Below are 14622 nucleotides of genomic sequence, written 5' to 3' on the forward strand. Positions count from 1 at the left end.
TTGGTAATTAATTTGATAGTAAATCGTTTTTTGCTTTTTCCAATAAGGCTATGCGCTTCTCCAAATCAATGGAAAGAGGTAATTGTGCCAGACCCAAAATTCTCCTAATGATTTCTCCGGCAGTAAATTTTTTGCGTAAACCCTCATTCAAAGGTGCTTTAGTTGTATAGCTATCCAATGCTTTTTGAATGAGCATTTCAGGTTGTTCTGCCATCAATAAATGGGCGATGGTGACACCTATTTCGAATTCAGCAGGACCAAAAAAGCAAAATTCAGGATCGATAATTCGAATACCGCTTTTGGTTTTAAGCCAGCTTCCGGGAAAATAATCCCCATGCAATAGCTTATCTCCATTCTGTAAGTAGATTTCACCCAGCTTTTGAGCTTCATATTTTAAGTCTGTATTGTGTTTATAAGCTAATGATGCCTCCTGAAGGCCTGGTAATATATCATCTAAGTCGAGGCCATTTTCTTCCAAATAGGGGTAGCTATACATGTGCTCATGATTTAAAGCCCTCATTTCCCGATTAGGTATGGCTTTGGATGCTGAAGCTGCTGAAAAGCTGTTGTGCAATCTGGTAGCAAAATCTATAAGCTCTAATAGCTCATTCTCAGCAATATTTTCACCTTGCTGATAAAGGTTTGTATAATCAGTACCGGTACCTAAATCCTCTAAAATCATTACAGAATTTTCAGTATCCAGTCCCAATATATCTGGCATCATTGCTTTTAAATGAGGCTTTTCGCTGATAAGCTGATAGAAATCAGCCTCTCTCAAAACGCGTTCTTTGGGAGCAGCTACTTGTGGGTATTTTTCTACATACTCACGACTTTGCTTGAGAATGAAAGTTCTTGCAGCCGTTTGAATACGTAAAGTGAAATTCATATTGCCCTCACCAGGTATTTCAACTGACCGAATTATTTCCCCTGCTTGTAAGAAGGATTTCTCCTTTAGGTACTCTTCTAATATTGCTTTATCTGATGATAAATGGATCATATAGCTTAGTATTTCATTATTTCAATAAACTCTTCATCAATTTTTCATGGTAGTCAGGGACAACATTATAACAATATTTGACAGGATACCCTGATCCTTTATCGCATAATAAATATTGTTTAAATACCTCTTGGTTATTTTCCTTTACCGTATCATCAGGGTGGATCTCCAGCCTGGCATTTAAAGGTTCTGAGATTATGTCCTCGGGTGAAATAATGTAGTGACTGGCCAATACATCAAATGGATTGAATCCCTCAGCCCCTTGATCTATCCATTGCTGTAACCATGCTTTTGATTTTTCGGCTATCCACTGGTTGCCTTTATCACTTTCTGCCAATTTTTCTAAATCTTCTTTAGCCAACCATACTTTACTGGAAATTTCAAAAGGGCAGAGGGTGACCGCAATATGGTGCTCAAACATTAAACGAAATGCGTCATTGTCCAAATCAAAATTTAAATCCCTGGCATGATTTCCTTTATTGCCAATAGCAAAATAATCGGTAGGCTTTCTTCTTCCTGCCACTAAAACTACTTCTTCAATTTGGCTGGCAAGTTCCGGATACTTTAATAAAAGCAGGCCCACATTGGTTGCAGGCCCAATTGCCATAATAATCAATTTTTGCTTTTTTAATGTGTTGGCGAGTGCATCTACGGCTTCGTTACTTTCTACTTTTTGAAGGTTGATGGCTTCTCCGGCACCTTTATAAACCGGAATATTGTTGCCGGCAAACTCCTTGCTCATATACTGGCTTAAAGGATAGGAATTTTCAATGAGTGTATTGCCAAACACTGCACTAATGCCATGAATTTGCACATTCTCCGCTTTTAATAGTTGCAATACCGCATAGCCATCATCCACATCACAATAGCCTTCCCGAATGTGACGTTTCATTCCTACAGAGAGGTCTGTATCTATCCAAACTTGTTTTTTTGCCATGATCAATCTACGTTAATTAGTACTATTTAAGATTTCATTTTCTAATGCTTACTTATTGTTTCTTTTGATTTTAAACCATCCCAAAAGCCAATTTCATCTTGAACACCTGTTTCTTTATCATTAATGAATTCGGTTTTATCTTGATAGACTTTAAGCCTGCCTTTTTGCATAAAAGCTATTTGATCTCCCATTAAAATGGCTTCTTTCAGATCATGGGTAACAAATAGTGAAGTAATATCAAATTCTTTGGTCAGCTTCTTGAATAACTCCTGCATGCGCTGACGGGTGCCGGCATCCAGGCTGCCGAATGGTTCATCCAATAATAAAAGGGCAGGGTTAATAATGATGGCCCGGCCAAAAGATACCCGTTGCCTTTGTCCTCCTGAAAGTTGATGAGGCATTTTGCCAGATTGATCTTCCAATTCAAGGCTGGCAATTATGCTGTTTACTTTCTGAATGATTTCATTTTCAGGCAGTTTTTTCAGCCTTAATCCAAAAGCGATATTTTCAAACACATTCAAGTGAGGAAAAAGCAGGTCTTCCTGGTATAAATAAACAATTTTTCGGTGTTTAGGGCTTTGATTAGCTACATTAATGCCATTGAGAATGATTTCTCCGGCATCAGGGGAAAGCAATCCTCCAATAATTTTGAGCATGCTGGTTTTTCCACAGCCGGACTTGCCTAAAATGCTCATGGTGTTTTGTGCATTTAAAGTAAAATTGAGCTCCTTGATTATTTGCTCGCTTCCAAAGCTTTTGACAATATTTTTTACTTCTAAGAACATTAAACTAATTTGTTAAAAACATACCTTTTGTTGAGATATAGCAGTACCACCGGAGGAAAAATAAGCAAACAACAGCTTAATGCTCCGTAATAAAAATTAGCCTCTTTAATAAAAAGGAATACTTTAATGGTTAATGTCTGCACTTTTCCCACTCCAATAATGGAAGTAAGGCCATATTCAAACCATGAAATAAGAAATGTTTGAAAAAAACATATCAATAGCATGCCTTTGGCAATAGGGAAGAGCATTTTAAAAAAAGTCTGTAGTTGATTTCCTCCAAGTGTAGCTACTAAATCCTCCAGATTTTTGGTTCTTTGGTTCCAGAAACTGCTAAAGAATATCAGTGCATAAGGAAAAGTGATCATGAACTGCGCAACAATCACCCCTGTGGCATTACCAAACAAACCCATTCTAAGAAAGAAATAACTCAGGCAAGCAGCAAAAACTACCGGTGCTAAAATATAAGGGAAATAAGTAAGTAAGGTAAGTACCCTCTTTTTAGGATGATAGGATACGGACCGACTAATGAAGAAACCACTCAGTGTCGATACAGTTGCCACAGAAAGAGAAATACTGACTGAAATCAGGAAGCTGTGCAAAAGACCGGTTTCAGAGCCTATGATTTTCAGCCAATTGCGCAGACCAAAATAGGAGGGGAGCAAATCAGGAAAACGCCATTCTGAAGCCAATGACAACAACACCATGTAGACAAAAGGAAACAGTATCAGCAATACTATCAGGGTCAATATGTACGGCTTCCAGTTAAATTTCATTGAGGGTTTTATTTTTTCGTGAGAATAAAGCAGACACAGCTACAGAAACCACTATAGTATAAATAATCGCAATAGCATAACCTTCTGAAATCTTGCTCAGGTCGAACTGTTTTATCTCCCGAATAATCAATACAGAGAGCATCTGTGGAGATTCCTGTCCTAAAAGCAAGGGTATTTCATAGGCACCCAATAAAAAAATAAAATAGAGTGCAATCAAAGTCCAGGTTTTTCGCAGGATTACCGGAAGGCTAACGCGCCATAAAACTTGTTTGGAAGAAGCGCCAAGTGAATACGCCAATTCAGATAAATTTCCCACTCTTTCATTTTTATATACATTGAGAAAAAGCAAGACGAAAAAAGGCATCACTATAGTAATAAAGGTGATAATGATGCCTGTGGCCAATGCATCATTTACCAGGTCAGGAAATTGACTCACCTCATTAATCCATCCCAATTGATAAGCTAAGCGGGAAAAGAAACCAGCCCTGGAAAATAACTGAAAAGTAAAAAATGCAGCGACTACACCCGGAATAGCAAGCGGTAAATAAATGATAAATGATAAAATCTTTTGATCAAACTCTTTGCGAAATTTAAGAGCCAGCCAGAGTGCGAAACTTACCGAAATCACAACAGAAATAGCAGCCACCAAGGCACTGTAGCCAAAGGATTTGAAAACTTCAGAAGAAGCCAGTACTGTTTGCCAATGTTGCAAAGTAAAACCTGAATTAAGTACACCAACTATCCCCAAGCTATAAAGCAGGGCATAAATAAAAGCTGCTGCAAACGGAATGACTCCAATCAGTACAAAAAATACCAGACCGATATGTGAAAACTTATTTCTCAATTACTTTCTTTCTAAAATCTTCATACAATCTGATCATATATTCAGGAGCAGGTTCCTGTATAGCTTTATTGGCCAAATCCGATAGCTGAGCACCATAAATTCTTTTAGGGGAGGCTTCAAATTTTGATTTCCACTCCGGGTCCAACTTGTCAATACTTAAAACAGGGTTTGAATCCATGCCAGTGGGATCTGACTTCTTCAGTTGTGCTTCCGGTGAAATAAGGAAGTTAATCACTTCCATTGCGGCAGCTTTATTAGAGGAATTATAGGTGATCCCTAAATAATTAGCGTTTCTGATAGTACCATTATCCCATGCATACGCCCTGGTGCTTTTAGGGTATAAACCCTGCCTCACTTTGGATTCTACTCCACCTTCGCTAAAGCCAAATGATATTTTTAGTTCACCACTGGCAAACATCTGGTTCATTTTACTGTGTTCTTTAGGGAAAGTAGTGCCTTCCTTCCAGAAATACCTTTTATTGCGATTGATATAATCCCATAGCCGGGTTGATAGCTTTTGATACTTTTCTTCATCAAAAGGACCATCTAATCCTGTAGGTGAACCAGACAATTCTGCCAGAAAACTTTTGAGCAAGGTCATTCCGGAGAAATCATTGGAAATAGTAAAAAATCCGGGATTAGCTTTTATAAAGTTTTCCAGCTCCTGTAAATTTCTGGGAGGGTTACTTATTTGTGCTGAATCGTAAATGATGGCAAATTGATTGATGCCCCAGGGTGCTTCCATATTATTTACTGGCTGTTGGAAGTCAGTATTGATGAAAGAATTATCGAAATCAATATATTGTGCATTGGGAAGCTTTTGCACGAATGGCCCCCATAAACCTTCGATTTTTCTTAGCTGGAAAAATGTTTCTCCATTGATCCAAACTATATCTGCCTGGCCTTTTTTTACTCCGGCTTGCTTTTCCCCCATCACTAATTGCACAATCTCAGGGCCTTGTCCTCCAATGATGTTCAACCTGATATTATACTTTTCTTTTAAAGTAGGAGCCACATAGTTATTGATGTAGTCATTTATATCTGCATCTCCTTGCCACATCATAAAGTTCACCGTGCTACCCTTTGCCTGATCTGAAATATCCTCCCAGGACATTTCCTGAATGTTTAGTGAATCCTGAGTAGGGTCGTTTTCACAAGCTACAATCGTAAAAAGAAGCAACACCAAAAGTATTGACACATTAATATTGTGCATAAAATTTCATTTCTTAAAGTTGTTAATTGATGAATGGGATGCGTTAAAAGCATCAATAGAAGAATTAATAGGAGAGAGGGGGAGCTCTGAAAGGACTGCCAATAAGTAAAGGTGAAGTGATAAATAAAGGCGTTAAGGATACTTTTTCTTCGGTCCTGAGATTGAGGATGTATTGAATGATTTTTTTAAATACCAGATCAATAGAAGCCTTTTTTATAAATAATTTGAGATCAGAATAAGTATTAATGTCTCTGATCCTTTCCAGAATGTGTACCTGGGCTTTAGACTCACATAATTTAGAGAGTTCATCAAATAATTGATGGGTTTGCCAGGGAAGAGAAGCAAACGCCTGTTTATTAAAAGTTTCTTTAGTAAGGCCAATTAAATAGGTGCCACCTCTCAAGCTTGGACCTAAAACCGAATCACCTTTCGATAATTTATTTTGAATATCATTCCAATTAGCATTGGCCAATTCCGGACTGTCATTACCTACAGCTATAATACCTTCATAGCCTAAATTGAAAATTTCCTGGTAAGCATTGGCTAATTTTTCACCAAAAGTATTTCCTGTTTGATTGCCCTGATGGAAATGATAAACAGGAATATTTGTCGCTTCTAAAGTTTGTTGTGTTTTAGCAATGAATGAAGCACTTATAGTTTTATTTTTAACAGACTTTTTATTCGAAACAAAATCCTTGTATCGACCATCCTGAGAGGCTTTCCTGCTGAAAAATATGATAGCTATGTTCTCTTTTGACTGCATTTACTACAATTATAGATCAAATTAATAAAGTAATTTGTCTGATCTACGACTATTGATCTATTCCGGATTTATTTAAAGCTAAATTTAAAGAATTCTATTTTACTTCAAATGCTTAAGGGGAATAAATATAATTACTATTAAGGAGTGAAATTGTTTAAAAAGGAAGTCTGGTATTAGAGAATACTCACCATCACAGGTCTATGATCAGACACATAGTATTCGTAGCTTGAAATGCAATCATCATAAGTGAGTGTTGTGGCCGATTGAATGTCATTAAAAAGCTCATTGGTAATGAGAATATGATCAAGATGACTGCCATTGGGCTCCCATGATGGATAGCTTCTGTATTCACTTGGGCCAATAGCTATTTCCATATCTGCAAAGTAGTAATTATCAGTATCTTCAATAAAATCACTAAAGGTGGTACTGTTTTCATCTATTCCATCATTAAAATCACCTAGAACAATAACTTTCTCATTGGGGAGATTATCATCTATATAGGATTTCAATAATTGACCGGCTTCTCTTCTTCTCGCAATGTTTTCCGCACCGCCACAGCATTTTAAATGGATGTTCATTAACACTACTACCTGACCATTTATATGCTCTATTGTGGTAACAACAGGAGGTCTGTAAAATGCACTGGTATTATTGGGGAAAATAATAGAAAGGTTGCTGATGCTAACAATCTCAGATTCTTTGTATAAATAGCCTAATTCCTGATCACCACGTACATTGTAGTATTTATAACCCCATCCTGGTAATTGAGAAACCAAAGTTTCCAACTGGTTGGGTTCGGCAATTTCCTGTAAAGCTATAATATCAGCATTGGTGTTTTTGATTAGATCAACAACTCTTGTTATAGTGTTATTTTGCCTTTTGGGAAACCATTCTATATTCCATGTAACAATGTCCAGAGTTTCTTCAGAGAGGCTCGTGTAGCAAGTGTATGCCTCAAAAAGATCCCATTCAATTTCCCCGGTGTCATCTCCATCACCATTGTCATCATTATCATCATCCTCAGTTCCGTCATCCTCCTCCTCATCTTCACCGGAATTGTCATCATCTTCTTTTTCATCACCTTGACCTGATCCATCCACTATAATAATATTGTCTGTATCATCACTGTTACAGGCAGAAAATGACAGTCCTAAAATAACTATTATAACAAGTGAATATCTAAAAGATAAGATCATATGGTGAAAAATAAATTATTGGCCTAAAACTATAAAGCTTGGATAGTGATCACTAAATCCGTTTTTAAATACTCCATAAGAAAATGTTCTTAAAGGGGCGCCTCTGTTTTCGCCATCTGCTTCCCTCATCCATTCAGGAGCATATACTTTGAATGAATTATCAATATAATGGTATTTCTCGCTGTTTTGTTCTAAAAGTGATTTGGAAATAATGATTTGATCAAATAAATTCCATGCTCCTTTATAATAAAGTGTGCCAAATCCGTCTTTAAATGTCTTCATTGAAGGGTTATATAAATCCCCTTTTTCTAATTTTTTTATTTTACCATCAGCTCGCAAAACTTTCCTTACGCTTTTGTCGGTTGGATCATCATTAAAATCACCCATTAAGATAATTTTTGCTTCAGGATTAATCTGCTGAACAGAATCTATATTTTTTCTCAATATTTCTGCAGCCATTACTCGCATCTCTTGTTTCCCACCCCTTCTTGAGGGCCAATGGTTCACCACTACATTTAAAGTATCACCCGCATATAATCCTTTTACCCAAAGCATATCTCTTGTTTTGAAGTTGGGATTATCGGGATCTTTAAATACTATCTTTTTTGTATGAAATGGTTTAAATTTGTCGCTTCTATAAATAAGTGCAACATCTATCCCACGCCCATCAGGAGAGTCGAAGTGAACAATTTGATACTTTTTTGGAGCCATTGCACCTGTTTGTACCAAATCTTCTAACACTTTTCTGTTTTCAACTTCTGCCAACCCGACAATATCCGGACCATAGGTCATACTGGAAATCACTTTGGCCATGTTTTCTAATTTGGACTGGTATCGTTCTATGGTCCATTCATTCTTGCCTTCAGGCAAAAATTCTTCATCACTTATAGTAGGATCATCTTCAGTATCAAATAAATTTTCCAAATTGTAAAAAGCCACTACTCCAATAGGCTTTTCCTGAGAGAAACTAGATAGACTGTATAAGAATAATACAATTGTAATCAAATAATTGAGTTTCATTTCCTGATTTTTCTGATTCAAAGGACAAAACTAATAAATTCAGCTTCATTTTAGCTAATATTAAGGAAGTTAATAATTTAGTAATGTTAAGCTATGATATTTTTATATTAATAACGTAGCTTTGCAAGCTCAAATTAAAGATAAGCTTTATGAAAAAACTTTTACTAAGTATTTTTCTCCTTTTTGTACTATTTGAAGTACAAGCACAAACAGGGGAAATAAAAGGCACTATTAAAGATACTGAAACAGAGGAACCATTAATTGGAGCCACTGTTATCCTTGAAAATACTCGTTTCGGAACCACGGCTGATTTACAAGGTGAATTTACATTGCCCAATGTGCCTTCTGGTAATTACACATTAAAAGTCTCTTATGTAGGCTACGGAACCTACACTTCAAACATTGAACTTTCAAGCACTCAAACCGTGCTTAATCTTGGTGTTATTACTATGGAGCAATCAACAGTAGGCCTTAAAGAAGTATCGGTTTTTGCCTCCGTAGTGGAGGATAGAAAGACGCCTGTTGCTATTTCTACCATTAATGCCAAAGAGATTTCTGAGCGCTTTTCTGATTTGGAAATAACTGATATTGTTCAAAATACTCCTGGGGTTTATTCAATTCAGGGAAGTGGTGGATTTGGAGATAATGAGGTATACATTAGAGGCCTCGATCAAACCAACGTGGCTTTCCTTGTAAATGGTATACCAGTAAATGATATGGAAAATGGCCGTATGTATTGGTCAAATTTTGCAGGATTAAGCGAGGTTACCAGACAAACCCAGGTGCAAAGAGGTTTAGGTGCTTCTAAACTAGCCATTAATGCAATAGGTGGAACTGTCAATATGATTACGAAACCAGCGGAAAGAAAAAAAGGTGGTCAGTTGTCCTATCAGACAGGTACAGGTGCATGGAATCAAAGAACCAGCTTCTCCTATAATACTGGTCAAAGTAATAATGGATGGGCTTTAAGTTTTCAGGGCTCACGTACAACTTCCAATAGTGGTTTAATTGGCTTACAAAATAAAAACCAGGGAACCGTTGTACCGGGAGCATTTGTGGATGCATGGTCTTATTATTTGGCAGTTTCGAAGAAAATAAATAAAAAGCACCAAATTATGTTTTGGGGTTTTGGAGCTCCGGTAAATAGAGGCTCAGCCTTTGTAGTAGATGAAGCTACACGTGAGGAATTTGGTATTACTGATCCCAATGCAAATGGTATTTTAGGTACTTATCAAGGTGAAATTTACAATGTAAGACAAAATAAAATCAACAAACCATTAATGGCCATGAGTCATTATTGGGATATAGATAAAAGAACAAGTGTAAGCACGAGTTTATACTTTTCTTTTGCAGATGTTTATTCTGTACAGCCGAGAGATGCTGAAAATTCTTTGTTCTTGCCAACTCGTACAAAGGATATGATTGGTGAAGAGTTAACTTCCGATAACCTGGTGAACTGGGATTATTTGGCTGCTCAAAACAGATTGCCGGGAGATGAAGTGACTATACCATTTCCAAATGGTGATATCAATACACCGGAAGTAACAGGTTTTGCTTCAAAATATTTTGCAGAAGCCAGATATAACAATCATAATTGGATTGGATTAATTTCCAACTTTAACAAGAGAATTGATAACCTGAACCTTTTAGCAGGTATTGATTTGAGACATTATAATGGATCTCACTTTGCAAGGGTACATGAAACTTTTGGAGGTGATTTTGTAATGAACCGAAGTAATTTTGGTGATAACTATAATAGGTTAAAACCTAATAATATAGCTTATCAAGGTGACAAATTTAACTACGATTATGAAGGTGAAGTGAATTGGGCTGCATTGTTTACCCAGGCAGAATACACTTATGATAAATTTACAGCTTTTCTGTCACTGGCAGGAACAAATAGCTACTACACACGCTATGGTAAATTCTGGAATGACAGACCTGCCTTTGTTGATAATTCCCTTGGTAAATCTGAAACATTGAATTTCTTCACTTATACTGCAAAGTCAGGTGTCAGTTATACTCCTACTAACAGACATAGAGTATATGTGAATGTTGGTTACTTTATAAGACCTCCATTTTTCGCAGATGTTTTTGCGGATGCTCGTTACAGTAATACAGTGACAAATAATTTTACTCTGGAAAAAGTAGCTTCTGCTGAAGTAGGATACGGTTATTTATCAAGTAAACTAAGAGCAAATTTCAATGCTTATTATACCAATTGGTATGATCGAAATGTTCCATTTAATGTTACCGGAGGACAAGGTGGAGATCAGTTGGAAGGTATTGACCAGGGTGGATTTATTCCTGTTAATTTGGGAGGAATAGGTTCTTTGTATAAAGGTCTGGAATTTGACTTTACCTATAATGTTCTGCCAAGCTTGGAAATTAATGGATATGCTTCATTGGGAGACTGGAAATATACCAGCGGAAGTGATGTATCAGTGATAGCTGAAGGTGATACAGCTATTATAAGTGTGGACTTAGCTGGTTTTCCTGTGGGAACAGTAGCGCAAACCACAGCAGGTTTGGGGTTACACTATACGGGTATAAGAAGTATGTATATGGGAGCCAGAATGAACTACGCTGATAGGATTTCTGTCAGGTTTGCCCCTTCTGATGTAGCACAAGGTTATATAGATGCTGAGCAAATTCAATCCGGATTTGGTGATTATGCTACTGTAGATATTTATATGGGAAGATATATCAATTTCAGTGATGAGCTTTCCGGTAGATTATCATTTAGTGTACAGAATATTTTGGATACTGAGTACATCAGGTGGTCAAGTTATTTCTTAAACCAATTTCAAAATGGATATGGATATGGAAGAACTTACACAATCGGCCTAAATGTATCATTCTAAACATAAAAATTATAGAAGGCTTAATCTTATAAAAGCCTTTGTATCATAACAATTTATTAATATGAAAAATATTTATTTTATAATAATAGGCCTACTTATAATTGGGACTTCCTGTGAGGAACAACCGGATTATGTAATTAATGAGGGGCCATTTGCTTCTTATTATCCGGTAACTACAGCTGTTTTTTCTGAGAAGGAAGAGGAATCAATGACTGTGTTTATCGAATCGACAGGATCTTTAAAAAGTAATTCAACAGTATATGTTAAAGTTCCTAACGATCCAAGCATCTATACAGAACCGGCTTACGATCCTTTTACTAAAGAGATTCCGGTAGTAATATCTGCTGAGACTCGCATAGGATCATTTATCCTTTCCTATAGGAATAATGCTACAACACAGAAACAAGAGATTTTTGATTTCGAAATAGTAAGAACTACAGGAGAAATCAATGATGTGGCAACTAAGTTATTTCAATTAAAGGTTATTGATGATGAGTTTAGGATTGCTGTTGATACTACAGTTGTTCTTGCAGCACCTTCTCTCGAGGATTTTAATTCTGAAGAGGATGGTTTTTGTGATGCGGATATAACCGCACCTGCGGGATGGACTCCCTATTCGTTGGGCAGTATTAACTCTTGGATGTGTTCGTTCGATGGAAGAGGAGCAAGCGGTGAAGATGGTGATATCGCTATGGAAATGAATAATTTTAATTCCCCTGATGGTGAAGCTGCAGATGATTGGTTAATTACACCAAAGTTGAATTTAGCAGGGTCTGAAAAAGTGTTTTCCTTTAGTTCCGTATTACGTTATGAAGGAACTGAAATGACAATCAAATACTCAACAACTTATGTACCTGGTTCAGTCCCTACAGAATTTGAGTGGATTGATTTACCTGAAGCCACAGCAGCTTTTGATTCAGATACACAGTCTTTTGATTTTGTAGAAAGTGGAGATATAGATTTATCTGATTTACCGGATGAAATTTATATTGCCTTTCACTATACCTCTGTTGGTGCAGGTTCAGGTGAATCTTCTGTTGCAAGAATTGATAATTTTCAAATTAAATAACTATGAAATTGAAAAATATAAGTTTTCTCCTTTTATCCTTTCTCCTTCTTTTTACAGCTTGTAAAGAAGATGAAACGAAAGTGGATAATACGTTAAGGGTTGCTTTTAAAGAATTTAACGGTTCTATTACCGATCTTTCTGAAGTGCAACAGGTGAATATAGTAGCTTCAAAGGCTGCGGAAAGTGAAATTGTTATTCAAATTGATGTTTTACAGGATTGTGGTGGGGATGTATCGGATTACATTTTTAAAGCTAAGGATGGTTCGGAAATCACCCCATCTGCGGAAGGTAAGTTAACATTAAGTATTCCATCAGGAGAAAAATCAACTTATTTTACAGTGCAATCTGAAAAGGATGAAATACCTGCGGGGGCTGAAGGAATGATTTTTAATCTTGCAGAAGTTGAAAATGCTGCTTTGAATGATACCCACCTTAATTTTGAATTAAGAATAGGTACAGAGGCTGGTTTCATAGGTGCTGATTATGTTCAGGATTTTGAAAATTGCGCCAATAGTTCCACCTCTGCTGATTTTTATACATACCATGCAGAAGGTAGCAAGACTGACAGAAGCTGGGGATGCAGGGCTGTAGGAAATGCAAGTACAACCGCAATGGTGGCCAATGCATTTGGTGGCGATGCCGGTACAGTGGATGCATGGCTCATCAGTACCAAAAAGTTCGACTTTACCACTGCAACTGAAAAAGCAATTACTATGGAAATTCAATCTTCATTTAGTGGTAATGGAGAGTTGGAGGTTTTATGGTCGGAAGATTTTTGCGGAGCAGGTAATCCTTCAGTGGCCAATTGGGTAAATCTTTCAGCTTTAGAAAGCCAATTTCCTGCCAAGGGTTCAAAAGAATATACTACCATTTCAACCAACCTTTCTCAGTTATTGGGAAAAACCTTTTATTTGGCATTTCGCTTTACTGGAGCATCTGCTGACAATTCTGTTTCTTACGAAATAGATAATTTAAAACTGGGTAAAGCTGAAGACGGAGGAGATAATGGTGATGGAGATGGAACCAGCTTTTCTACAAAATTCGAAGAATGCACTGAGGATTTTTCTATCCCTTCAGGTTTTATTGAGGAGTTTTTGACGGCTAAAACAGATAGGGGATGGGGCTGTAGAAGTTTTGGAATTGATGATTCCAGAGCTGTTCAGGCTTCCGCGTTTGGTGGAGATGCCGGAGAAGATAATGCATGGTTAATTATAGATCAATCATTCGATTTTTCTGAGTTAACTTCGGTGAATTTTTTATTCTCAATTTATTCAAACTTTTCAGGCCCGGGAGAAGTCATCGTTCAGTATTCTGAGAACTATTCCGGTAGTGGTAGTCCTGAAAGTGTCACATGGACAGCTATTGATCAAATTAATAGCAAAATGCCTGCAGCGGGTAGTAAAGAATGGGTGGAAATCAATGAAAATGTTGATGAGCTTGGTGGTAAAACAGTTTATATTGCTTTCCAATTTGTTGGAGCAAATAATGAAGCTTCATCATCATGGGCTATTGACGATTTAGCCATTAATGACCCTGATTTTAGCGGTGGAGGAGATGACAATGATGGAGGTTCTACAGATGGCATTACCGAGTTTGATACTGATTTTGAAGGTTGTACTGCTGATTTTGCCACACCTGCAGGATTTATAGAAGTTTTCGAAACTGCTAAAACTGATAGAGGATGGGGATGTAGAAGTTTTGGATTGGAAGATTCAAGGGCCGTTCAGGCATCTGCATTTGGCGGAGAAGAAGGCGAGGATAATACATGGTTAATTATAGAAGATAAATTTGACTTTACAGGTCTTAGTAATGTGAACTTCTTATTTTCTGCTTATTCCAATTTTGATGGACCCGGAGAGGTAATTGTTCAGTATTCCACTAATTACTCCGGATCAGGAAGTCCTTCAGCAGCAAGCTGGACAGCTATTAGTCAGATTAATAGCAAAATGCCTGCACCGGGAAGTAAAGAGTGGGTAGCCATCAATGAAGATGTTGCAGAACTTGGTGGTAAGTCTGTTTATATTGCTTTCCAATTTGTTGGAGCTAATAATGGAGCTTCCTCATCATGGGCAATTGATAATTTAGCTATTAACAATCCTTCTGCTTTTTAATAAGTTAAAATATAATATTCAATAAAGTTTAAAGGCTTTGAGATAATCTC

At 36.9% G+C, this 14622-nt stretch carries 12 protein-coding genes; 3 read left to right on the forward strand and 9 right to left on the reverse strand.

The features are described from left to right. Positions 1-7 precede the first annotated feature (7 nt). From JKA74_RS03570 to JKA74_RS03610, 9 genes are all read right to left on the reverse strand, one after another. A complete protein-coding gene (locus JKA74_RS03570) occupies positions 8-997 on the reverse strand; it encodes a phosphotransferase (protein ID WP_201429780.1) in 990 nt (329 codons plus the stop codon). Between the two features lie 16 nt (positions 998-1013). Beyond that, complete coding sequence (locus JKA74_RS03575) at positions 1014-1934, reverse strand: nucleoside hydrolase (protein ID WP_201429781.1); 921 nt, start codon at positions 1932-1934, stop codon at positions 1014-1016. A 41-nt stretch (positions 1935-1975) separates the two neighbouring features. Beyond that, positions 1976-2719: an ABC transporter ATP-binding protein gene (locus JKA74_RS03580; RefSeq protein WP_201429782.1), complete on the reverse strand. Its 744-nt coding sequence runs from the start codon at positions 2717-2719 to the stop codon at positions 1976-1978. Beyond that, positions 2719-3492 carry an ABC transporter permease gene (locus JKA74_RS03585; protein WP_201429783.1) on the reverse strand — a complete coding sequence of 258 codons (774 nt, stop codon included), beginning with the start codon at positions 3490-3492 and terminating at the stop codon, positions 2719-2721. The genes JKA74_RS03580 and JKA74_RS03585 overlap by 1 nt, the downstream gene beginning before the upstream one ends. Continuing rightward, the gene (locus JKA74_RS03590; protein WP_201429784.1) at positions 3482-4336 is read right to left on the reverse strand and encodes an ABC transporter permease; all 855 of its coding nucleotides are present in this window, start codon (positions 4334-4336) and stop codon (positions 3482-3484) included. Before JKA74_RS03590 ends, JKA74_RS03585 begins: the two co-directional genes overlap by 11 nt. Continuing rightward, entirely contained in the window at positions 4326-5549 is a 1224-nt protein-coding gene (locus JKA74_RS03595; RefSeq protein ID WP_201429785.1) for an ABC transporter substrate-binding protein, read from the reverse strand. The genes JKA74_RS03590 and JKA74_RS03595 overlap by 11 nt, the downstream gene beginning before the upstream one ends. Before the next feature lie 64 nt (positions 5550-5613). Then, positions 5614-6312: a TIGR04282 family arsenosugar biosynthesis glycosyltransferase gene (locus JKA74_RS03600; protein ID WP_201429786.1), complete on the reverse strand. Its 699-nt coding sequence runs from the start codon at positions 6310-6312 to the stop codon at positions 5614-5616. Positions 6313-6485: 173 nt separating this feature from the next. Next, a complete protein-coding gene (locus JKA74_RS03605) occupies positions 6486-7508 on the reverse strand; it encodes an endonuclease/exonuclease/phosphatase family protein (protein WP_201429787.1) in 1023 nt (340 codons plus the stop codon). 15 nt (positions 7509-7523) lie between these two features. Continuing rightward, the gene (locus tag JKA74_RS03610) at positions 7524-8528 is read right to left on the reverse strand and encodes an endonuclease/exonuclease/phosphatase family protein (RefSeq protein ID WP_201429788.1); all 1005 of its coding nucleotides are present in this window, start codon (positions 8526-8528) and stop codon (positions 7524-7526) included. A gap of 149 nt (positions 8529-8677) precedes the next feature. On the opposite strand from JKA74_RS03610, the gene JKA74_RS03615 reads away from it, so the two are divergent. From JKA74_RS03615 to JKA74_RS03625, 3 genes are all read left to right on the forward strand, one after another. Beyond that, entirely contained in the window at positions 8678-11392 is a 2715-nt protein-coding gene (locus tag JKA74_RS03615; RefSeq protein ID WP_201429789.1) for a TonB-dependent receptor, read from the forward strand. Positions 11393-11453: 61 nt separating this feature from the next. Beyond that, on the forward strand, positions 11454-12461 hold the full coding sequence (locus JKA74_RS03620; protein WP_201429790.1) for a choice-of-anchor J domain-containing protein: 1008 nt from the start codon (positions 11454-11456) through the stop codon (positions 12459-12461). A gap of 2 nt (positions 12462-12463) precedes the next feature. Next, entirely contained in the window at positions 12464-14572 is a 2109-nt protein-coding gene (locus JKA74_RS03625) for a choice-of-anchor J domain-containing protein (RefSeq protein WP_201429791.1), read from the forward strand. Positions 14573-14622: the final 50 nt, after the last annotated feature.

Source organism: Marivirga aurantiaca (assembly GCF_016679925.1).
Lineage (GTDB): Bacteria > Bacteroidota > Bacteroidia > Cytophagales > Cyclobacteriaceae > Marivirga > Marivirga aurantiaca.

Excerpts from the sequence above, each read along its gene's own strand:
- JKA74_RS03625 (WP_201429791.1), top strand. The coding sequence starts at position 12,464 with ATGAAATTGAAAAATATAAGTTTTCTCCTTTTATCCTTTCTCCTTCTT.
- JKA74_RS03595 (WP_201429785.1), bottom strand. The coding sequence starts at position 5,549 with ATGCACAATATTAATGTGTCAATACTTTTGGTGTTGCTTCTTTTTACG.
- JKA74_RS03585 (WP_201429783.1), bottom strand. The coding sequence starts at position 3,492 with ATGAAATTTAACTGGAAGCCGTACATATTGACCCTGATAGTATTGCTG.
- JKA74_RS03605 (WP_201429787.1), bottom strand. The coding sequence starts at position 7,508 with ATGATCTTATCTTTTAGATATTCACTTGTTATAATAGTTATTTTAGGA.
- JKA74_RS03575 (WP_201429781.1), bottom strand. The coding sequence starts at position 1,934 with ATGGCAAAAAAACAAGTTTGGATAGATACAGACCTCTCTGTAGGAATG.
- JKA74_RS03600 (WP_201429786.1), bottom strand. The coding sequence starts at position 6,312 with ATGCAGTCAAAAGAGAACATAGCTATCATATTTTTCAGCAGGAAAGCC.
- JKA74_RS03620 (WP_201429790.1), top strand. The coding sequence starts at position 11,454 with ATGAAAAATATTTATTTTATAATAATAGGCCTACTTATAATTGGGACT.
- JKA74_RS03570 (WP_201429780.1), bottom strand. The coding sequence starts at position 997 with ATGATCCATTTATCATCAGATAAAGCAATATTAGAAGAGTACCTAAAG.
- JKA74_RS03580 (WP_201429782.1), bottom strand. The coding sequence starts at position 2,719 with ATGTTCTTAGAAGTAAAAAATATTGTCAAAAGCTTTGGAAGCGAGCAA.
- JKA74_RS03615 (WP_201429789.1), top strand. The coding sequence starts at position 8,678 with ATGAAAAAACTTTTACTAAGTATTTTTCTCCTTTTTGTACTATTTGAA.
- JKA74_RS03610 (WP_201429788.1), bottom strand. The coding sequence starts at position 8,528 with ATGAAACTCAATTATTTGATTACAATTGTATTATTCTTATACAGTCTA.